This is a genomic window from Paenibacillus timonensis (assembly GCF_022427145.1).
Taxonomy (GTDB): domain Bacteria; phylum Bacillota; class Bacilli; order Paenibacillales; family Paenibacillaceae; genus Fontibacillus; species Fontibacillus timonensis.
In genome coordinates, this window is the sequence record NZ_JAKSXN010000030.1 from 1 (window position 1) to 20,382 (window position 20,382).

19 protein-coding genes are annotated in these 20,382 nt (G+C 54.8%); 18 read left to right on the plus strand and 1 reads right to left on the minus strand.

What is annotated here, in order from left to right; genetic code table 11:
* Positions 1-523: 523 nt before the first annotated feature.
* The 7 genes from MJ257_RS13100 to pssA all read left to right on the plus strand — a co-directional run bounded on the left by MJ257_RS13100 (position 524) and on the right by pssA (position 8,601).
* Positions 524-982, plus strand: a complete 459-nt coding sequence (locus MJ257_RS13100) for a CtsR family transcriptional regulator (RefSeq protein WP_240269683.1) — start codon at positions 524-526, stop codon at positions 980-982.
* Positions 983-1,049: 67 nt separating this feature from the next.
* Complete coding sequence (gene mcsA / locus MJ257_RS13105; protein ID WP_240269684.1) at positions 1,050-1,574, plus strand: protein-arginine kinase activator protein McsA; 525 nt, start codon at positions 1,050-1,052, stop codon at positions 1,572-1,574.
* A 12-nt stretch (positions 1,575-1,586) separates the two neighbouring features.
* Entirely contained in the window at positions 1,587-2,645 is a 1,059-nt protein-coding gene (gene mcsB, locus MJ257_RS13110; RefSeq protein ID WP_240269685.1) for a protein-arginine kinase McsB, read from the plus strand.
* A gap of 31 nt (positions 2,646-2,676) precedes the next feature.
* On the plus strand, positions 2,677-5,121 hold the full coding sequence (gene clpC / locus MJ257_RS13115) for an ATP-dependent protease ATP-binding subunit ClpC (RefSeq protein ID WP_240269686.1): 2,445 nt from the start codon (positions 2,677-2,679) through the stop codon (positions 5,119-5,121).
* A 237-nt stretch (positions 5,122-5,358) separates the two neighbouring features.
* On the plus strand, positions 5,359-6,726 hold the full coding sequence (gene radA, locus MJ257_RS13120) for a DNA repair protein RadA (RefSeq protein WP_240269687.1): 1,368 nt from the start codon (positions 5,359-5,361) through the stop codon (positions 6,724-6,726).
* Positions 6,727-6,739: 13 nt separating this feature from the next.
* Complete coding sequence (gene disA / locus MJ257_RS13125) at positions 6,740-7,816, plus strand: DNA integrity scanning diadenylate cyclase DisA (RefSeq protein WP_059040350.1); 1,077 nt, start codon at positions 6,740-6,742, stop codon at positions 7,814-7,816.
* A 50-nt stretch (positions 7,817-7,866) separates the two neighbouring features.
* Positions 7,867-8,601 carry a CDP-diacylglycerol--serine O-phosphatidyltransferase gene (gene pssA / locus MJ257_RS13130; protein ID WP_240269688.1) on the plus strand — a complete coding sequence of 245 codons (735 nt, stop codon included), beginning with the start codon at positions 7,867-7,869 and terminating at the stop codon, positions 8,599-8,601.
* A gap of 112 nt (positions 8,602-8,713) precedes the next feature.
* Here the strand turns inward: pssA and MJ257_RS13135 are convergent, their stop codons facing one another.
* The gene (locus tag MJ257_RS13135) at positions 8,714-9,109 is read right to left on the minus strand and encodes a nucleoside triphosphate pyrophosphohydrolase family protein (RefSeq protein ID WP_068783712.1); all 396 of its coding nucleotides are present in this window, start codon (positions 9,107-9,109) and stop codon (positions 8,714-8,716) included.
* A gap of 205 nt (positions 9,110-9,314) precedes the next feature.
* Between MJ257_RS13135 and MJ257_RS13140 the strand changes: the two genes are divergently transcribed.
* From MJ257_RS13140 to rpmG, 11 genes are all read left to right on the plus strand, one after another.
* Positions 9,315-10,403 carry a PIN/TRAM domain-containing protein gene (locus MJ257_RS13140; RefSeq protein ID WP_240269689.1) on the plus strand — a complete coding sequence of 363 codons (1,089 nt, stop codon included), beginning with the start codon at positions 9,315-9,317 and terminating at the stop codon, positions 10,401-10,403.
* Positions 10,404-10,477: 74 nt separating this feature from the next.
* A complete protein-coding gene (gene ispD / locus MJ257_RS13145) occupies positions 10,478-11,182 on the plus strand; it encodes a 2-C-methyl-D-erythritol 4-phosphate cytidylyltransferase (RefSeq protein ID WP_240269690.1) in 705 nt (234 codons plus the stop codon).
* Between the two features lie 562 nt (positions 11,183-11,744).
* Positions 11,745-12,233 (plus strand): 2-C-methyl-D-erythritol 2,4-cyclodiphosphate synthase, encoded by a 489-nt coding sequence (ispF, locus tag MJ257_RS13150; protein WP_240269691.1) that lies wholly within the window; start codon positions 11,745-11,747, stop codon positions 12,231-12,233.
* 89 nt (positions 12,234-12,322) lie between these two features.
* Positions 12,323-13,783: a glutamate--tRNA ligase gene (gene gltX, locus MJ257_RS13155; protein ID WP_240269692.1), complete on the plus strand. Its 1,461-nt coding sequence runs from the start codon at positions 12,323-12,325 to the stop codon at positions 13,781-13,783.
* Between the two features lie 750 nt (positions 13,784-14,533).
* Positions 14,534-15,187 (plus strand): serine O-acetyltransferase, encoded by a 654-nt coding sequence (gene cysE / locus MJ257_RS13160; RefSeq protein ID WP_240269693.1) that lies wholly within the window; start codon positions 14,534-14,536, stop codon positions 15,185-15,187.
* Positions 15,188-15,697: 510 nt separating this feature from the next.
* A complete protein-coding gene (gene cysS / locus MJ257_RS13165) occupies positions 15,698-17,104 on the plus strand; it encodes a cysteine--tRNA ligase (protein ID WP_240269694.1) in 1,407 nt (468 codons plus the stop codon).
* A 122-nt stretch (positions 17,105-17,226) separates the two neighbouring features.
* On the plus strand, positions 17,227-17,703 hold the full coding sequence (locus MJ257_RS13170; protein ID WP_240269728.1) for a Mini-ribonuclease 3: 477 nt from the start codon (positions 17,227-17,229) through the stop codon (positions 17,701-17,703).
* Between the two features lie 31 nt (positions 17,704-17,734).
* A complete protein-coding gene (rlmB, locus tag MJ257_RS13175; protein ID WP_240269695.1) occupies positions 17,735-18,487 on the plus strand; it encodes a 23S rRNA (guanosine(2251)-2'-O)-methyltransferase RlmB in 753 nt (250 codons plus the stop codon).
* Between the two features lie 5 nt (positions 18,488-18,492).
* The gene (locus MJ257_RS13180; RefSeq protein ID WP_240269696.1) at positions 18,493-19,014 is read left to right on the plus strand and encodes an NYN domain-containing protein; all 522 of its coding nucleotides are present in this window, start codon (positions 18,493-18,495) and stop codon (positions 19,012-19,014) included.
* A gap of 158 nt (positions 19,015-19,172) precedes the next feature.
* Positions 19,173-19,826 (plus strand): RNA polymerase sporulation sigma factor SigH, encoded by a 654-nt coding sequence (gene sigH, locus MJ257_RS13185; protein ID WP_372489798.1) that lies wholly within the window; start codon positions 19,173-19,175, stop codon positions 19,824-19,826.
* Between the two features lie 397 nt (positions 19,827-20,223).
* Complete coding sequence (rpmG, locus tag MJ257_RS13190; protein ID WP_009226622.1) at positions 20,224-20,373, plus strand: 50S ribosomal protein L33; 150 nt, start codon at positions 20,224-20,226, stop codon at positions 20,371-20,373.
* Positions 20,374-20,382: the final 9 nt, after the last annotated feature.

A 20,382-nucleotide genomic window follows, 5' to 3' on the forward strand; every position in this document is an offset into this window, starting at 1 on the left:
CGGTAGTGCTCTTTTTGTATGCAGTCTAAGGAAAACCTGCAAAAGTGCAGGTATTTTCGAGAAAATCGCTCGTTTTCGGCGAAAGCCTGCAAAAGTGCAGGTATTTTTTCAATTCGAGGGCAATTCGAGGGTTTAGGCTCCAAAAGCCTGCACTTTTGCAGGTATTTAGGTAAATCAGCGAGGTAGTTCTTAAAAAACTGTATTATTGCAGGTATTTGCGAAAAATTTATCGGCCAGCATGTAGTAAGAACTCCGCTCCAAATTCTAACCGTCCGGCACCAACCGGACGGTTTTCTCATACGCTTAACCACGAATATTTTCCCCGCTTCGCGCCCACACTGAATCTGAAACCGTGCCCCTTGGCAAATCATCAAATTATGGTATAATGTTTATAAAGTCAAAGAAAGTCAAAGTCAACTGAGCGGATCGTAACGTACCTTTAGGGCTGGTACATCCGTTTTTGACGATCATTGACGCCAACCTGCAACAAGAGATTCACGTGTGGAATAATGGAGGATGAGTGATGCGTAATATCTCAGATATCATCGAAAAATATCTCAAGAGTATTTTGCATGAAAGTCCTGAGGGGATTATAGAGATTCAACGTAATGAGCTTGCCGACCAATTTTCCTGCGTGCCGTCGCAAATCAATTATGTCATCAGCACCCGTTTTACTCTGGAGAAAGGGTACCTGGTCGAAAGCAAGCGCGGCGGCGGCGGATACGTTCGGATTCGGCGCATTGCGCTGCCGGGACCAACGTCGCTGCACATGCATTTGCATGAAACGATCGGTGACGAGATCGGGCAATCCGCGGCGGAAGGGTTGATTTATCGCCTGGAGGAGGCCCGCTTTTTGACCCCTCGGGAAGCCGCGTTGATGCGCTCGGCAGTATCGCGCGAGGTGTTGGCGATCAAGCTGCCCTATCGCGACCAGATCCGGGCTAGAATGATGAGAGCGATGTTAATCTCATTGCTGAGTTAGCAACAGACGTAACACAGGTTAAGGATCTGCTTTCTGTCTTAGTCTATCCCGTAAGGAGGGACGTGCGATGCAATGCCAAGAATGCGGCAAACGCCCGGCAACCTTGCATTTTACGAAGATCGTCAATGGCGAGAAAACGGAATTTCATTTCTGTGAAACCTGCGCCAGGGAAAAAGGAGAGCTAATTCCCGGCACTTCGGGCGGCTTTTCGATTCATAACCTGCTGTCGGGCTTCCTCGATTTGAGTCCGTCGAACAAAGGTCAAGTATCCGGGCATAGTACCCCTGAACATCTGCGCTGCGAAGAATGCGGCATGACGTATTCCCAGTTCAGCAAAATCGGACGTTTTGGGTGCAGCTCTTGTTACAAATATTTTAACGATCGTTTGGATCCGCTGTTTAAGAAAGTACATGGCAATACCGTTCACGTCGGGAAAGTCCCGAAACGGACCGGCGGTCATATCCAAGTGAAACGTAAGCTTGATGATCTCCGCCGCGAACTGCAGTACCGGATCCTCCAGGAGGAATTCGAGGAGGCGGCCGCGCTGCGGGACCAAATTCGCGAGCTTGAGAAGAACATATCCGCAGAGTAGGAGGGATGCAGGGTGACCAATCTCCGTTTTACCGAACAGCCGCTTAGCGAATGGATGAGCCAACAAGGCAAGGAGTCCGATATCGTGATGAGCAGCCGGGTACGGATCGCCCGCAACGTGCTGCATCACCCCTTTCCGATGCTAGCTACCAACACGCAATCGGAGGAGGTGCTGAAGCAGCTGCAGGAGGTTCTAAGCGACGAACAGCTCCAGGCTCACGGGCAACTGTACCCGATCCTCCTTGCGGACTTGGATGAACTGGATAAGCGAGTGTTGGTAGAGAAGCATTTGATCAGTCCGAACCTAGCCAACGATTCCAGAAACGGGGCGGTCTTCATCAGCGAAGACGAGAGCCTCAGCATCATGGTGAATGAAGAGGACCATTTGCGCATCCAGTGCCTGTATCCGGGGCTGCAAGTTCAGGAGGCTTGGGAAAAAGCGACGGCAATCGACGATATTTTCGAATCGCATGTGGATTATGCGTTTGACGATCGCCGTGGTTACTTGACCAGTTGCCCGACGAATGTGGGGACTGGTCTTCGGGCATCCGTGATGATGCATTTGCCGGCCCTGGTGCTGACGCAGCAGATCGGCCGCATCTTATCCGCGGTATCGCAGGTCGGTTTAACCGTCCGCGGGATCTACGGCGAAGGCAGCGAAGCGATGGGCAACTTGTTTCAAATCTCAAATCAGATTACACTAGGACAAAGCGAAGCTGAGATCATCGAAAATTTATACGGCGTGGTTCTGCAGATCATTCAGCACGAGAAGACGGCGAGAGAAAAATTGATCGGAGAATCGCGGCTGCGGATGATGGACCGGGTCATGCGCTCCTACGGGATTTTATCCCAGGCGTACATCATCGACTCGAAGGAAGCCGCTCAGCGGCTGTCCGATGTCCGGCTTGGCGTAGACTTGGGCCTCATCGAAAGCGTGTCGGCACAGGCACTGAATGAACTGAACGTGTTGACGCAGCCCGGGTTTTTGCAGAAGAAATTCAGCAGCAGCATGTCCCCGGGGGAACGGGATATGTACCGCGCCAAACTCATTCGGGAGCGAATGGGGAAATAACGAGAGGATTACTATGGAGGTGTAGGAGAAGATGATGTTTGGAAGATTTACGGAACGCGCCCAAAAAGTACTGGCATTGGCCCAGGAAGAAGCCGTAAGGCTGGGACATAACAATATCGGGACGGAACATGTGCTGCTCGGGCTGATCCGTGAAGGCGAAGGCATTGCCGCCAAGGCGTTGATCGGATTGGGCTTGGGACTTGAGAAAATACAAGATGAAGTGGAGACGCTGATCGGTCGCGGACAGGAGCAGCCGACCAATATCGCTTATACGCCGCGCGCCAAGAAAGTCATCGAGCTGTCCATGGATGAAGCGCGCAAGCTCGGCCATACTTATGTCGGCACGGAGCATATTTTGCTCGGCCTGATTCGCGAAGGGGAAGGCGTGGCGGCCCGGGTGCTCAATAACCTCGGCATCAGCCTGAACAAGGCGCGGCAGCAAGTGCTGCAGCTGCTGGGCAGCAGCGAAGCGGTGTCCAGCCATCACGGCGCTCCGGCCAACGTCAATACGCCGACGCTGGACAGCTTGGCCCGCGACTTGACGGCTTCGGCCAAAGAGGGCAATTTGGATCCGGTCATCGGCCGCAGCAAGGAAATCGAACGGGTGATCCAGGTGCTGAGCCGCCGGACGAAAAACAATCCGGTACTGATCGGGGAACCGGGCGTCGGGAAAACGGCGATCGCCGAAGGTCTCGCGCAAAAAATCATCAACAATGAAATTCCGGAGACGCTGCGCGACAAGCGCGTAATGACGCTGGATATGGGTTCCGTTGTTGCCGGTACGAAATACCGCGGCGAATTTGAGGACCGTTTGAAAAAAATCATGGACGAAATTCGTCAAGCCGGCAATATCATCCTCTTTATCGATGAGCTGCATACGTTGATCGGGGCCGGCGGCGCAGAGGGTGCCATCGACGCTTCGAATATTTTGAAGCCGGCGCTGGCTCGCGGCGAGCTGCAATGCATCGGCGCCACCACGCTGGACGAATACCGGAAATATATCGAAAAAGACGCGGCGCTGGAACGTCGTTTCCAACCGATCACGGTAGATCAGCCGTCGGTCGAAGAAGCGATCCAAATCCTGCACGGACTGCGCGACCGCTACGAGGCGCATCATCGGGTGAAAATCACCGACGAAGCGATCGAGCAGGCGGTCAAATTGTCCGACCGTTACATTCAAGACCGCTTCTTGCCGGATAAAGCGATCGACCTCATCGACGAGGCGGGGTCTAAGGTAAGGCTTAACTCGTATACGGTACCGCCGAATCTGAAGCAGTTGGAAAGCCGCCTGGAAGATATCCGCAAGGAGAAGGACGCTGCGGTACAAAGTCAGGAATTCGAGAAAGCGGCCGCGCTTCGCGACACGGAACAGAAGATCCGCGAAGAGCTGGACGTCACGAAAAACCAATGGAAAGAAAAACAGGGACGCACCGATTCCGAAGTGACGCCGGAGGATATTGCCCAGGTGGTCGCCAGCTGGACCGGAATTCCGGTCAACAAGCTGAAGGAAGAAGAAACCGAACGCCTGCTGAATATGGAGCAAATCCTGCATGAGCGCGTGATCGGCCAAGAAGAAGCCGTTAAGGCCGTCAGCCGGGCGATCCGCCGGGCGCGCGCGGGCCTCAAGGATCCGAAGCGCCCAATGGGCTCCTTCATCTTCCTGGGCCCGACCGGGGTAGGTAAAACCGAGCTCGCCCGAGCTTTGGCCGAAGCGATGTTTGGCGACGAGAACGCCGTAATCCGCATCGACATGTCCGAGTACATGGAGAAGCATTCCACCGCTCGTCTCGTCGGCGCACCTCCGGGATATGTCGGGTACGAAGAAGGCGGCCAATTGACCGAGAAGGTACGCCGCAAACCGTATTCCGTCGTCCTGCTGGACGAAATCGAAAAGGCGCATCCGGAAGTGTTTAACATTCTGCTGCAAGTGCTGGAGGACGGCCGGTTGACCGATTCCAAAGGCCGGGTGGTCGATTTCCGCAACACGCTGATTATCCTGACCTCGAACGTCGGAGCCGAAGCGATCAAACGCAATACGCGTCTTGGTTTCACCGCCGTTCAAGATTCCGGTGCCGATTATGACAATATGAAGGGCAAAGTGATGGAAGAGCTGAAGAAGAGCTTCCGTCCGGAATTCCTCAACCGGATCGACGAAATTATCGTCTTTCATTCGCTCGAGGAAGCGCATATCGGGCAAATCGTCACGCTGATGTCCGAGGAACTGCGTAAACGCCTGCGCGAATACGATGTCGACTTTACGTTGACGGATAAGGCAAAAGCGTTCTTGGCCAAAGAAGGCTACGATCCTGCTTACGGTGCGCGTCCGCTGCGCCGGGCGATCCAGAAGCATATCGAGGACCGCTTGTCCGAGGAACTGTTGACCGGTAACGTGAAGAAGGGCGATTCGCTGACGATTGACGAAGAGAACGGTGCCTTGAAGGTCGAGCGTACGGGGACTTTCGTAAAAAATGCGTAACTGAGTAAAAAAATGTTGGTAAATCCTACAAATCCGTAACGATTAAGCCGATGAAATAAGTAAAAGGCAGCTTCCAAAGCGATGCTTTGGGGCTGCTTTTTTTCATCCCGCCTCTCCTGGCGGCAGCGCTCGTATCCCTTTCGATAAACCTGAAAGGATGGTAAAATTTTAGGTACCATGAAGAACACGGTGTCTGCTAGGTCTGTCAAATATTGCAGAGGCGAGAAGGAGAGATAAATGGTTAAAGTAAAAACAAAGTTTTTTTGCTCCGAATGCGGTTACGAATCGCCCAAATGGTACGGAAAATGCCCGGGATGCGGCGCCTGGAACTCCATGGTGGAAGAAGTGGAGAAAACCGTCAAAACGCAGGGCATGACCTCCGGCATATTTCATGCGAAAGAAAAGCCGCAATCGATCATAAATATAGAGAGCGGCAAAGAACCGCGGATTCAAACGGGGATCGGGGAACTGAACCGGGTGCTCGGCGGAGGCGTCGTGCCGGGCTCGCTGGTGCTGGTCGGAGGGGATCCCGGGATCGGGAAATCGACCCTGCTTCTGCAAACCTCTCATGAAATGGCCCGTAGCGGCCTGAAGGTCTTGTATATATCGGGGGAGGAATCGGTCCGGCAGACGAAGCTTCGGGCGGAACGGCTCGGGACATTGTCCCCGGAGTTATTCGTTTTGTGCGAGAGCAGCATGGACGGAATTGAAGAAGCGATCGATCAGGTGAAACCCGATTTTCTGGTCATCGATTCGATCCAAACGGTTTATTTGCCCGAAGTCACCAGCGCTCCCGGCAGCGTATCGCAGGTACGCGAATGCACGGCGCGCTTTATGCGGATTGCCAAAGGGCAGGGCATTGCAACGGTTCTGGTCGGCCACGTTACCAAGGAAGGAGCCATCGCCGGACCGCGGATGCTGGAGCATATGGTCGACTGCGTGTTGTATTTCGAAGGCGAACGGCATCACTCTTATCGGCTGCTGCGGGCGGTCAAGAACCGCTTCGGTTCGACCAACGAAATCGGAATATTTGAGATGAACGAATCCGGCTTGGCGGAAGTAGCGAATCCGTCGGAGCTGTTCCTATCCGAACGGCCGCTCGGCGTGGCCGGTTCCACCGTCGTTGCCAGCATGGAAGGGACTCGCCCGATGCTGGTCGAGCTGCAGGCTTTGATCGCGGCCACCCATTTCCCTTCGCCAAGACGAATGGCCACCGGTGTGGACTATCAGCGGATGAACCTGATCCTTGCGGTACTCGAGAAGCGGATGGGCCTGTTCCTGCAAAATCAGGACGCTTACGTCAATTTGGCCGGCGGCGTCAAGCTGGACGAACCGGCGGTAGATCTGGCGATTGCCGTCAGTGTGGCTTCCAGCTTCCGCGACCTGCCGACGAAGCCGTACGACGTGTTTTTCGGGGAAGTTGGCTTGACCGGCGAAGTTCGGGCGGTCTCCCGGGCGGAGCAGCGCGTGAAGGAAGCGGCCAAGCTTGGCTTCAAACGGGTCATTTTGCCGGAAAAAAGCATGAAAGGGTGGAAAGGGCCGCAAGGCATTCAACTGATAGGCGTAAATACCGTTGCAGATGCGCTAGCTGTTGCGTTAGATTAGGGGGCATTGAATGATGAAGGAAACTACCCAAGCAGAGAAAATGAACGATTTGCTGAGACTTGTCGCTCCGGGAACGGCTTTTCGCGACGGCCTCGAAAACGTGCTGCGGGCCAAGACCGGGGGCCTGATCGTCGTCGGTTACAGCCCGGAGGTGATGGAGGTCGTCGAGGGGGGCTTCTCCATCAACTGTGACTTCTCGCCGAACTATCTTTATGAGCTGGCCAAAATGGACGGGGCGATCATCCTTAGCGAGGATTTGAAACGGATTTTGTACGCCAATACCCAGCTCATTCCGGATTCCTCGATCGCCTCCTCGGAGACGGGCATCCGGCACCGGACCGCCGAGCGGGTGGCCAAACAGACCGGCAAGCTGGTCGTCTCCATCTCCCAGCGTCGGAATATCATCACCCTTTACCAAGGCGGATTACGGTATGCCCTGAAGGAAATCGGCGTCATCCTGACCAAGGCAAACCAAGCCATTCAGACGTTGGAGAAGTACCGGTCCGTCCTGAATCAAGCCCTAACCAACCTGACGGCCTCCGAATTCGAGGAACTCGTCTCTTTGCCTGAGGTCATCAACGTCATCCAACGGGTGGAAATGGTGATCCGGATCAAGATGGAGATCAAACGGTTCATCAACGAGTTGGGTACGGAGGGGCGGCTGATCAGCATGCAGATGGAGGAACTGGTCAGCAACATGGAAGAAGAGGCCTGGCTGCTGTATAAGGACTACGCTAAAGAAGACCAGGACGAAGCGATCCGGGAAATTATCCTGGGGCTCAAACGCTCTACCGACGACGAGCTCTTGGACGACAATCACATTACCAAGCTTCTGGGGTATCCTTCCTCTGCCGCTACTTCGGAGGAATTGATCTCCCCGCGCGGATATCGTGTGTTGAACAAGATTCCACGTTTGCCGAATGTGATCATCCACAATCTGGTCGAACGGTTTGGCTGCTTGCCGAACGTGATGATGGCCAGCATCGAGGAACTGGATGAGGTTGACGGCATCGGCGAGGTGCGTGCCCGCTCCATTAAGGAAGGACTCAAGCGTCTTCAGGAACAGGTATTCATTGACAGACAAATTTAAATCACCTATCATCAATGAATGGTTCAGGAATATCTACTCGAGGTGAAGAGATGATTACGAAATCGATTCCGAACCTGTTTACTTTAGGTAACATGGTTCTCGGAATGCTGGCCATCCTGCTGGCTATGGAAGGTCGCTTCAGCCTGGCTGCCATCATGGTAATTGTCGCTATGCTGCTCGATGGTTTGGACGGACGGGTCGCCCGTGCGCTGAACGCTCAAAGCGAGTTCGGGAAAGAGCTCGATTCTTTATCGGATCTTATTTCGTTTGGTATTGCTCCGGCACTGATTATGTACTTGATTTCATTTCACAGCATTCCTTCCGGCGTTGCATGGGCCGTCACGATCATTTTCCCGATGTGCGGGGCGCTGCGGCTTGCCCGCTTCAACGTTCAGAAAGGGGTGCCGGGATACTTCATCGGCTTGCCGATTCCGGCCGCAGGCGGGGTGCTGGCGACGCTCTCCCTGTTTTACCGGGAAATTACCGCGCCTTATTTCGTCGTATCCATGATGCTGTTGTCGTATTTGATGATCAGCACGGTGAGATACCCGAATTTCAAAAAAATCGGCTTGCCGAAGAAAGCGATTGCTTATACGCCGCTTGTCGTGATCTTTGCGGTGGTCATCGCCGTCGTATTCCCTGACCAGATGGCAAAGCTGATATTTATCCCCTTGGTCATTTACGCGGCTTACGGACTAAAGCAGAACCTCAGTCGTCTGCTTCGCCGCAAACGCCGGGACGACGAGGATGCCGATCCTCAGGAAGCGTATCGTCCGAAGCGCTAAGGAAGAATCAACCTCATACCATAGGAAAAGGCATGGATCTCCCGCAGGCGGAAAGGATCGATGCCTTTTTGATTTCTTCGATATGCATTTTTCCCATGAGTACGCAGTGCGCTTACGATAAGTTGAATAACCCCAGCGTGGCGCATTTCTGCGACTCGCGCTCCACGATTTCCTCCATGTTGATCCCCAGCAAATTACATAGGGCGGACATATAGAAAAGGTTACGTCCAAGCTCGTTCGTAATCGCATCCCGGCAATTTTCGCACAACTCGCCATGAACGTGCTTGGCGATCGTTTCTTTGGCTTGCTGCAAATCCATGCCCGGCTCGAAGTCCTGTTTGGTGGCGTGCAGCTCGATGCAACCGCATTCGGTTACGGATTTGGTCACGGAACGGACGGCAGCGGCGTTGGTTTGTCCCATCTTCGACATGACGTCCAGCAGACTGCGGTGACGGAGTAACAATTCAGAAACTTGTTCTTGAAAAGACTGAAGGCTTGGTGCGCTCATTTTCCATCCACCTCAATATTATGAATTGAATTCATTATATTCCACCTTTTCCTCCGAGATCAACCTGAAATCCCATAGCCAAGGGGCGCGTTCGGATTTGAAATGGTTATTTTCTGGTAAAAAAAGTTACCGGCCAAGGATTATGAGCCCAGAAATTGGTTCATACTGGCTAAAGAAGATACTTATCTAGGAGGTGAAGAGAGACGTGCTGAAAAAATACTTTATGATTCTGGCTGGTTTATGCGGGGCTTGGTTTGGTTATACGACCGGCGGCGTGTCCGGCGTGTTGCCGGGAGCCGCAAGCGACTGGTTTCGCAATATGAATCCGATCGCGGCGAATTTGATCTGGGCTGCAGCCGGCGCGCTACTGTTCTTGTTCCTGTTCTCCTTGGCTGCAGACGTCGTTTCTTCCAGAGTGAAAGCATGGATCGCCGCTTTAACGCGGATTCCGATGAATGAAATGGCTGCCGGTGCGGCCGGTTTGACTGCGGGACTTCTTCTTTCCTTAACGGTCTATCCCCTGCTGTCCTGGCTCGGCACGATGGAAAGTATGGCGCAATTCGCGGTATCGGCGCTGTTCGGCTACATCGGGCTGTACGTCGGGTTAGCCAAGAAGGAAGAGCTGTCCTCGCTTTGGAAATCCGGCAAATGGGGGGCTTCCGTTCCGGAAGAGGAGCGTTGGGCGGAGGAACACAAAATTTTGGATACCAGCGTCATCATTGACGGACGGATTGCCGACATCTGCAAAACCGGCTTTATTGAAGGAACGATCGTCATTCCTGAATTCGTGCTGGAGGAGCTGCAACATATCGCCGATTCCTCGGATTTGCTCAAGCGAAACCGCGGGCGGCGGGGGCTGGATATTTTGAACAAGATCCAGAAAGAGCTGGATGTAAAGGTCATGATCTATGAAGGGGATTTCGAGGAAATCTCCGAGGTCGACAGCAAGCTCGTTAAGCTGGCCAAAGTGCTGCAGGGGAAAGTCGTGACCAACGACTTCAACCTGAACAAAGTGTGCGAGCTGCAGGGCGTGTCCGTGCTGAACATCAACGATTTGGCCAATGCGGTCAAGCCGGTCGTGCTGCCTGGCGAAGAAATTATGGTCCAGGTAATCAAAGACGGCAAAGAGCATGGCCAAGGGGTTGCTTACTTGGATGACGGAACGATGATCGTCGTGGAAGGCGGGCGCGACTACATTGGCACCATTACGGAGGTGCTGGTAACCAGCGTGCTGCAGACCTCGGCGGGACGAATGATTTTTGCCAAGCCAAAACTGTTGGAAAAAGCCCAGTAATTCGGTATGATGGGATTAACTGCGCTGCGCTGGCCGCGGCGCGGATGAATTCCGGGCAAAGGTGAGGCAAGAACATGATAGGTTTACAAGCAAGCGGCGATACGGGAGTCATCGTGGTGGCGGCAGGCCGCGGCACGCGCATGGGGACGGTGGAAAGCAAGCAGTATCTCATGCTGGACGGCAAGCCGATCTTCATCCATACGCTGGAAGCGTTTTACCGTCATCCGTCGATTACGCAAATCGTGCTTGTCACCGGGGAACAGGATGTGGACCGGTGCCGGTCATGGATTGCCGAATACGGCATGGCCGAGCAAATACAAGTTATTCCGGGCGGGGCTGAGCGTCAGCACTCGGTGCGCCAAGGACTGCTGCAACTCAGCACGCCTTGGGTACTGGTACATGACGGCGTCCGCCCTTTTGTCGCGAAAGAGCAGATAACGGCTTGCTGCGAAGCCGCCAAGACGCACGGCGCGGCCGTACTTGCCGTACCGGTGAAGGATACGATCAAGCAGGCGGACGAGCAGGGCTGGGTCGCGGCGACCCTGGACCGGCGCAGCTTGTGGGCGATTCAGACGCCGCAGGCTTTTCGGCGTACCGACCTGCTGGCGGCCCATGAGCGGGCTGCGGAGGAAGAGTTTGTCGGCACCGACGACGCGATGTTGGTCGAACGGCTGGGCATCTCCGTTAAGCTGGTGGAAGGGGCTTACGACAATATTAAGATCACGACACCCGAGGATCTGGATTATGCGGCTTTTATCCGCGGGAGGAAGCAGGGGTAGGGCTGCTACGAGATTCTAAAGGGAGTCAGGTTTTAGGCGCCGAGAAGGTTGGATGAAGCAGGGAGTGAGTAGCTGAGCGTGGGTAAGCCTACGTGAGCAACTGAAATGTTTCCACAGGAAACATGCTTCGGAAGCATACGCTTTGGACTGACTGAATTCAAGATTCGAAGTCGAATCATCTTCCTCGAGTTGCTTCGTGATTAAAAGGAGTCAGGTTTTAAGCACCGAGAAGGTTGGATGAAGGAGGGAGTGAGTAGCGGAGCGTAGGTAAGCCTACGTGAGCAACTCAAATGTTTCCGCAGGAAACATACTTCGGAAGCATATGCTTCGACCGACTGAATTCAAGATTCGAAGTCGAATCATCTTCCTCGAGTTGCTTCGTGATTCTAAAGGGAGTCAGGTTTTAAGCACCGAGAAGGTTGGATGAAGGAGGGAGTGAGTAGCGGAGCGTAGGTAAGCCTACGTGAGCAACGGAGCGACCGACTGAATTCAAGATTCGAAGTCGAATCATCTTCCTCGAGTTGCTTCGTGATTAAAAGATGACTGGGAGAGGATGGAGAGGATGTTTAGAGTAGGACAGGGCTTTGACGTGCATCAGCTCGTGAAGGGCAGGCCGTGCATTATCGGCGGGGTGCATATCCCTTATGAGAAAGGATTGCTGGGACACTCGGACGCCGACGTGTTGCTGCATACGATCAGCGACGCTATATTGGGCGCGCTGGGTCTGGGGGATATCGGGCGCCATTTTCCCGACACCGATCCGGCGTTCAAAGATGCGGACAGCGTCGTTCTGTTGCAGCGGGTATGGGACATGGCTGTTGACAAAGGCTACCGCCTTGGCAATCTGGATGCGACGATTATTGCGCAAAAACCGAAGATGGCTCCGTACATCCCGCAAATGGTGGAGGTCATTGCCCGTACCCTTGGGGCGGAGCCGGAGCTCGTTAACGTGAAAGCCACTACGACGGAGCAACTCGGGTTTACCGGACGCGGCGAAGGCATTGCGGCACAATGCATTGTCTGCCTGGTCCAGAATGTGCTATCATCATAAGCTTGTAGAGGTAGTTAAAAGCTAACTTTTTATCGTTTATTTAACTAAAGCCTTGACGGCATCGTCTAAAAACTAGGGAGGGGATTGGAATGGCAGAGGTTCGCGTACGCTATGCGCCGAGTCCGACGGGTCATTTACATATCGGGAACGCCAGAACGGCGTTGTTCAATTATTTGTTCGCTAGACATCACGGGGGAAAATTCATTATCCGCATCGAGGATACGGACGTGAAGCGCAACGTGGCCGGCGGCGAGGAGAACCAGCTGACCTACCTCAAATGGTTGGGCATGGATTGGGACGAAAGCGTGGACGTCGGCGGGAACTACGGGCCTTACCGGCAAACGGAGCGTCTCGATTTGTACCGTCCGCTGGTGCAGGACTTGCTGGATCGAGGCTTGGCTTATCGCTGCTATTGTACGGAAGAGGAGCTGGAGAAGGAGCGCGAGGAGCAAATGGCGCACGGCGAAACGCCGCGGTACTCCGGGAAATGCCGTCATCTGACGCCGGAGCAATTGGCCGCGTATGACGCGGAAGGCCGGCAATACAGCATCCGTTTCCGCGTACCGGAGGGCCGTACATTTACGTTCGACGATCTGGTCAAAGGACCGATTTCGTTCGAGTCCGACGTCAGCGGTGATTTTGTAATTGTAAAAAAAGACGGCATCCCGACCTACAACTTCGCGGTCGTCTTGGATGATCATTTGATGAACATCACGCACGTGCTGCGCGGAGAGGACCATGTGTCCAACACGCCGCGACAACTCATGATCTACGATGCTTTTGGCTGGGAGCCGCCGGTATTCGGCCACATGACGCTGATCGTCGGGGAAAACCACAAAAAGCTGAGCAAACGCGACGAATCGGTGATTCAATTTATCGAGCAGTACGACCAGCTTGGCTATTTGCCGGAAGCGATGTTTAACTTTATCGCCCTGCTCGGCTGGTCGCCGGAAGGGGAAGAAGAGATTTTCAGCAAAGATGAGCTGATTTCGATTTTTGACGCGAACCGTTTGTCGCGTAGCCCGGCGGTGTTTGATACGAACAAACTGGCTCACCTGAACAATCATTACATCAAGAATGCCGATCCGGCACGGATCGCCTCGCTGGCCATTCCGCATCTTCAGCGGGCAGACCGGCTTCCGTCCGAGCTGTCGCCGGATCAGCAAGCATGGGCCGGGGCACTCGTCGCGTTGTACCAGGAGCAAATGACCGCCGCCTCCGATATCGTGGAGCTGTCGGAAATGTTCTTCCGCAGCGAGCCGTCGCTGGATGAAGAAGGTGCCGCAGTACTGGCGGAGCCGCAAGTGCCAAGCGTGCTTGCCGCGTTCCTGACCAAAGTTGAAGGGCTTGCCGATTTCAGCGTGGAGAACATCGGCGCCGCGATCAAAGAGGTGCAGAAGGAAACCGGCACCAAAGGGAAAGGATTGTTCATGCCGATCCGTGTGGCGTTGACCGGGCAAATGCATGGCCGTGACTTGAACCAAACGATCTACCTGCTTGGCCGTGACAAAGTCGTCGATCGGCTGAAGGCGCGTCTTGCTGCTTTGTAGTGTAGGGGCGACGGCAAAGTAGCGTTTATTCGTTCGTTGTCGATACGATAATACGCTAACGCTTGCCACAACGCTTATTTAGGCGATGCGAAGCGGGTTACTTTTCTAACGCTTGTCAGAATGCTTATTGTGGCGGTAAATGCTATTTTCTTGGCCGAAAACAGGGTATAAGGTTTCAGGCAAGCGTTAGCGCTGGAGACGCCCCTTTTTTGCTCATTTAACGTCTGTGATCAGCGTTAGAGATACTTAAATTTTTTTCGACTGCCATTGTCAGTTAGCCGTCCATTAGGTAATATAAAGGCAGGTAAACCTTACAACTAGATGAATGGCGGTTATTGGCCGCCTTGATGCCACCGGCATAGATCGGGAGAAGTACGCGATCAGCCGTATCGACCAGAGAGGATAACCGGGACCCTTCGGTGCGGACCGCGCAAAGAAGAAACCAGGCTGGAAGTTATCCGGATACGCGCTGGCGGAAATGCACCCGGGAGCCGCGGATGCGAACGCGCCTTGAAGAGGCGTTGTAGCTTTCGCCGTATCGTCCGCGTTAAGGGCTTGAAGAGGGAGGAGTCGGCCTGGCGCCGAGGCCCGGTTGGATCTGCACGTGTTGCAGCCGCCGGACCCGGAGGCAAACTCATCCAAGGCAGAGTGGAACCGCGTCGTCAGGCGCCTCTGCAGCGAAAGCTGCAGGGGCGCCTTTTTTCATTAGGTCTATCCGTATGCGATAGGAATAGAAGGTGGGGGAAAACTATGTTCAAGAGAATCCGATCCGATATCCAGGCGGTATTCGACAACGACCCGGCGGCCCGAAGCTGGTTCGAGGTGATCTTTACCTATTCCGGTTTGCATGCGATTTGGAGCCATCGGATCGCGCACTTTTTCTATCGCCGCCGCTGGTATACGGCAGCACGGACGATTTCGCAGATCAGCCGGTTTTTCACTGGCATCGAAATCCATCCCGGAGCGCGGATCGGCAATCGGCTATTCATCGACCACGGCATGGGGGTCGTCATTGGGGAAACTTGCGAAATCGGGGACGATGTGGTTATCTATCAGGGAGTCACGTTGGGCGGCAGCGGCAAGGAAAAAGGCAAACGGCACCCGACCGTCGGCAACAATGTCGTAATCGGGTCGGGGGCAAAGGTGCTTGGTTCGTTTAAGATCGGGGACCAGGCGAATATCGGAGCGAATTCGGTTGTCCTGAAGGAAGTGCCTGCCGGCAGCACCGTAGTCGGCATCCCGGGCAAAGTGGTTCGGCAGGACGGAAAACGGCTGGACCGCCTCAGCCATCAACTGCCCGACCCGGTGGTCGACGCGATGCGGGAGATGCAGCGCGAGATCGATCAGTTGCGCGGCGAAGTCCTCGAGCTCAGGGAGCAGTTGAAGCAGCCAAGCGAGCTGTGAGTTGCTGCCGCTGAGAAGGAAAGAAACCTTTGTGCGGGCGGTCCGAATGACCGGGCAGGACGGCGGGATCGCGGATCGTTGATGGTTGACGGAGGCCATGCGGCATGAGTACCGAGTTTAACGGACTCCAGAGACGTTAATGTGTCGAAATACGGGCAGTCTCCATTGTTACGGACACAGGTGGCGTTATTTTGCTCGAGCTCGGCTGTTAAGACGGGGCTTAGGCGTAATAAGGTCATTGGAGTCCGTTAGCCAGCCGGGAAAATACCCGAGAAATGGGCGAATAGCGTCTCTGAGGTCCGTTAGAGGACGGTATTGCTGGGGAGAGAGAGTAGCGGAGCGTAGGGAAACCTGCGTGAGCAACTCAAATGTTTCCGCAGGAAACATACTTCGGAAGCATATGCTTCGACCGACTGAATTCAAGGTTCGACGCCGAACCCGTCTCCTTTGAGATACTTCGTGATGGGAAGCCGATTTGAAAACAACCTCAACAAGGAAGGAAAGTGGAGTATGGGATTGCAGATTTATAACACCCTAACCCGGGCCAAGGAAGAGTTCGTCAGCCTGAAGCCGGGACAAGTGAAAATGTATGTTTGCGGACCTACCGTCTACGGTTATATTCATATTGGGAACGCGCGGCCGATGATCTTTTTTGACGTGGTGCGCAGTTACCTGGAAAATCAACAATACGATGTGAACTACGTCGTCAACTTTACGGACGTGGACGATAAACTGATCCGCAAAGCGGAAGAAATGAACCTGACTGTGCCCGAAGTGGCGGAGATGTTCATTAAAGCCTATTACGAGGATCTGGACGGCCTCGGGATTCCGCGCGCCACGGCCAATCCGCGGGTAACGGAGAACATGGAGACCATTATCGACTTCATCCGCGACCTGGAGCAAAAGGGTTTTGCTTACGAAAGCGGTGGGGACGTGTTTTTCCGCACGAACAAATTTCCGGAATACGGCAAGCTGTCCGGGCAAAATATCGGCGAACTGCAATTCGGCATCCGCATTGACGTGGACGATCGCAAGGAAAATCCGGAGGATTTCGTGCTCTGGAAAGCGGCCAAGCCTGGCGAAATCCATTGGAGCAGCCCTTGGGGCGAGGGCCGTCCCGGCTGGCATATCGAATGCTCAGCGATGTCCCGGCAGTTGCTGGGCGATACGCTGGACATCCACGGCGGGGGCCAAGACCTGCAGTTCCCTCACCACGAGTGCGAAGTAGCGCAGTCGGAAGCCGCCACCGGCAAACCGTTGGCCCATTACTGGATGCATAACGGCTATATCAATATCGACGGGGAAAAGATGTCCAAATCCCTGGGGAATGGCGTGCTTGTCAAGGATTTGCGCGCACTCTATAAGCGGGAAGCGATCCGCTACTTCATGCTGTCGACCCATTATCGCAATCCGCTGAACTTCTCGGAAGAAACGATGCAGCAGGCGGAACGCAGCGTGGAGCGGATCAGCAACGCCGCTAACAATCTTCGTCACCGGATGAATGCGGCGCCGCAAGGCGGCGAGGCGAAGGTTACGCCGGAGTGGGCCGAGAAGCTGGAAGCGGTTCGCGCTTTGTTTCATGCTAAAATGCAGGACGACTTCAACACCCCGGACGCGATTACGGCGGTTTTCGAATGGGTGAGCGAGGTCAATACGCTGCTGCAGCAGCCGGTGGCCGCCCGCGGCGATCTGGAAGCAGCGCTGCGGCTGTTCGAGGAGATGAACGGCGTGCTGCGCATCGCCTTGCCGCCGGAGACCGAACTGCCCGGCGAAGAGATCGAGGCGCTGATCGCGGAGCGCGCCGAAGCGCGGAAAGCCAAGAACTGGGCCCGCGCGGACGAAATCCGCGACCTGCTGGACGCCCGGGGCATCGTGCTCGAGGACACGCCGCAGGGCATGAGATGGCGGCGCAAATGAGCGGGCCGCACGGGCAAGGCGCAGGGCAAGGGGCGCTGACCGGGCGGCCGCAGCCGCAGCTGCAAGAGCAGCAGACGGCCCCCGGCGGGGAGGCCGGGCCGCCGCAAACCGCCGCGGCCTCCATGCCGCCCCTTGCCCCTGGCGGCGAACCTGCGGCCCCAGAGCCCGGCACATCCGCCGCGCTCTGGTTCCCCGATCCGCCCGCCAAGCCCGCCCGGCTGCTGCCGCCGCTCGCCCTCGCCTACATCGGCGACGCCGTCTACGAGGTCGCCGTCCGCCAGCATGTGATGGCCCGCCCGAATTTGCGGCCCCATCACCTGCACGGGCAGTCGACGAAGTACGTCTCGGCCAAGGCGCAGGCGCGGCTGCTGGAATTGATCGAGCCGCTGCTCACCGAAGAAGAGAAGGACGTTGTCCGCCAAGGGCGCAATGCCAAATCCGGCACGGTGCCGAAGAACGCCAACGTGCTGGATTACCGCCTCGCCACCGCTTTTGAGAGCTTGGTCGGTTACTTGTATTACACCGGAGCGCATGACCGCCTCCGCTGGTTGATTGCCCAAGGGTTCGCCTACTTGGAGGACAACCGGGACCGCGGCTAAATACGCGTCACCATAACATAGGAGGATTCCGATGGAGGAACAAGAATGGATCGGCGGCAAGCATTCGCTGCTGGAAGCGCTGCATGCCGGACGTACGATCAATAAAATATGGGTGGCCGAAGGCGCCCAAAAGCATCTGACCCAGCCCATCGTGGCTGAAGCCAAAAAACACGGCATCGTCGTGCAGTTCGTGGACAAGCGCAAGTTGGACCAAATGGCGCCCGGTTTGCAGCACCAGGGCGTGGTCGCCCAGGTAGCCCCGTACGCTTACGCCGAGGTGGAGGATCTGCTCGCCCGCGCGCAGGAAAGCGGCGAAGCCCCGTTTTTGCTCATTCTGGACGAGATTGAGGATCCGCATAACCTCGGCTCGATTCTACGGACGGCCGAATGCACGGGCGTACATGGCGTGATCATCCCCAAACGCCGCTCGGCGGCGGTGACGGCCACCGTATCCAAGACTTCGGCCGGAGCCGTGGAATACGTTCCCGTCGCCCGGGTGACCAATCTGGTGCAGACGATGGAGCAGCTGAAAGAGGCGGGCGTATGGATCGTCGGTACGGACGTTGGCGCAAAAGAAGAGATGTATCGCAGCGGCAACGTGCTGAACGGACCGGTGGCGATCGTCATCGGCAATGAGAACAAAGGCATGGGACGCCTCGTACGGGAGACTTGCGACGTTCTGGTGAAGCTCCCGATGAACGGCCGGCTGAATTCCCTGAACGCCTCCGTCGCCGCAGGGGTCATCATGTACGAAGTGTTGCGCAGACGACGCGCTGAAGGATAAAGGCCATGCGCGATTTGCGCGATGTGTTATTGGTTGACGGGTACAATATGATCGGCGGGTGGCCCGAGCTGGCCGAATTGTCGAGAGAGAATTTGCAAGCCGCTCGGGACAGGCTGCTTGAACGGCTCGCCGATTATCAAGCTTTTTCCGGGAGAAAGGTGATCGTCGTATTTGATGCTTACCGGGTCCCGGGGCTGGGGAAAGCCTATTCCCAAAACAAGGTGGAGATGGTCTTCACCAAAGAGAAGGAAACGGCGGACGAATGCATCGAACGGCTGGTCGGCGAGCTTAGCCACCGGCGCCGGCAGATTTACGTCGCGACCAGCGATATGGTGGAGCAGCACGTGATTTTTGGACAAGGGGCGTTGCGGGTATCGGCCCGGGAACTCTTGATCCAGGTAGAGCAAAGCGAGAAGGAGATCCAGGCCAAAATTTCCGAGCGAAGTGCCAAGTCCAGCCGCAACACGCTGGATACCAAACTGAGTCCGGAACTGCGGCAGTTGTTCGAAAGATGGCGCAGGGAATGAAAGGGCATTCTCAAGTTCTACTACCAAATGCCCTTGACAAAGTTCGACTTTACATCTTTTGGTACTTTTGCGGTTGACGCTAATATGCACCTTCATATATACTGTTCGTATTACTTGAATGAGTGACGGGGAACCGTGCGTTGCGGCCGGAGGGATTTGTGGTGAGTGTCAAACTCGAAACATGGGTAAGGTTTGACTATGAGATCCAAAGTGACGAAGACATTGTCGAGGCGGTTCGGGAAGGCGACAGTGAAGCATTGGAGTACTTGATTAACAAGTACCGGAGCTTCGTGCGCGCCAAGGCCAGGTCTTATTTTCTCATCGGCGCCGATCGCGAAGACATCATCCAGGAAGGCATGATCGGACTCTACAAATCGATCCGGGACTTTCGGGGGGATAAGCTCGCTTCGTTCAAAGCGTTCGCGGAGTTGTGCATCACGCGCCAGATTATCACCGCCATCAAGACGGCAACGAGGCAGAAGCATATTCCGCTGAATTCGTACGTTTCCTTGGACAAGCCGATCTACGATGAGGAATCGGACCGGACGCTGCTCGACGTCATTTGCGGCTCTCAGGTGAGCGATCCGGAAGAATTGATTATCAACCAGGAAGAGTTTACCGGCCTGGAGGACAAGATGTCCGAAATCCTCAGCGACTTGGAACGCAAGGTGCTTATGCTGTATTTGGACGGAAGATCCTATCAGGAGATCGCAGTGGATCTGAATCGCCACGTTAAATCGATCGATAACGCCCTGCAGCGCGTAAAGCGCAAACTGGAACGTTACCTGGAAGTGCGCGACGGCAGCATTTGAACTTATTCTTTTTAATTAAGTGTTACATAATCACGTAGACCCAAAAGGGTTCCTGGTTGCAGGAAGCCCTTTTTTTACCACGATCCGTCGGATCTCCAAAGGCTCGCCAGGGCCGTATCTTCACGGATTCGCTTGCCGAATCCGGCTTCTTCTCTCCCGCTCCTCAGCGGCGATTCCCCTACGGATTTCTCTCTCGAGGGTTTATCTTCCAAATTCATGAGCTATACTATAAATAATCGAAGAGGTTGGCTTGATGTCTCGTTGACACGGGTAGTGCCATGTGATAAAGTGTTTTAGGTAGGCCTAATTTTGTGTTTCCCTTTTTTAGGTGGCGAACATTCGATTTAGGTCAATATAGAGACAGCTCATTTTAGAATGTCTTCGGGAGGTGCACATCATGCGGGTAATAATTACGTTGGCTTGTACGAATTGCAAACAAAGAAACTACACGACAACGAAAAACAAGCGTAACCACCCCGACCGCATGGAGATGAAGAAATATTGCAAGTTCTGTAACGAGCAAGTTCCTCATCGCGAAACCAGATAGTCTTTGGAG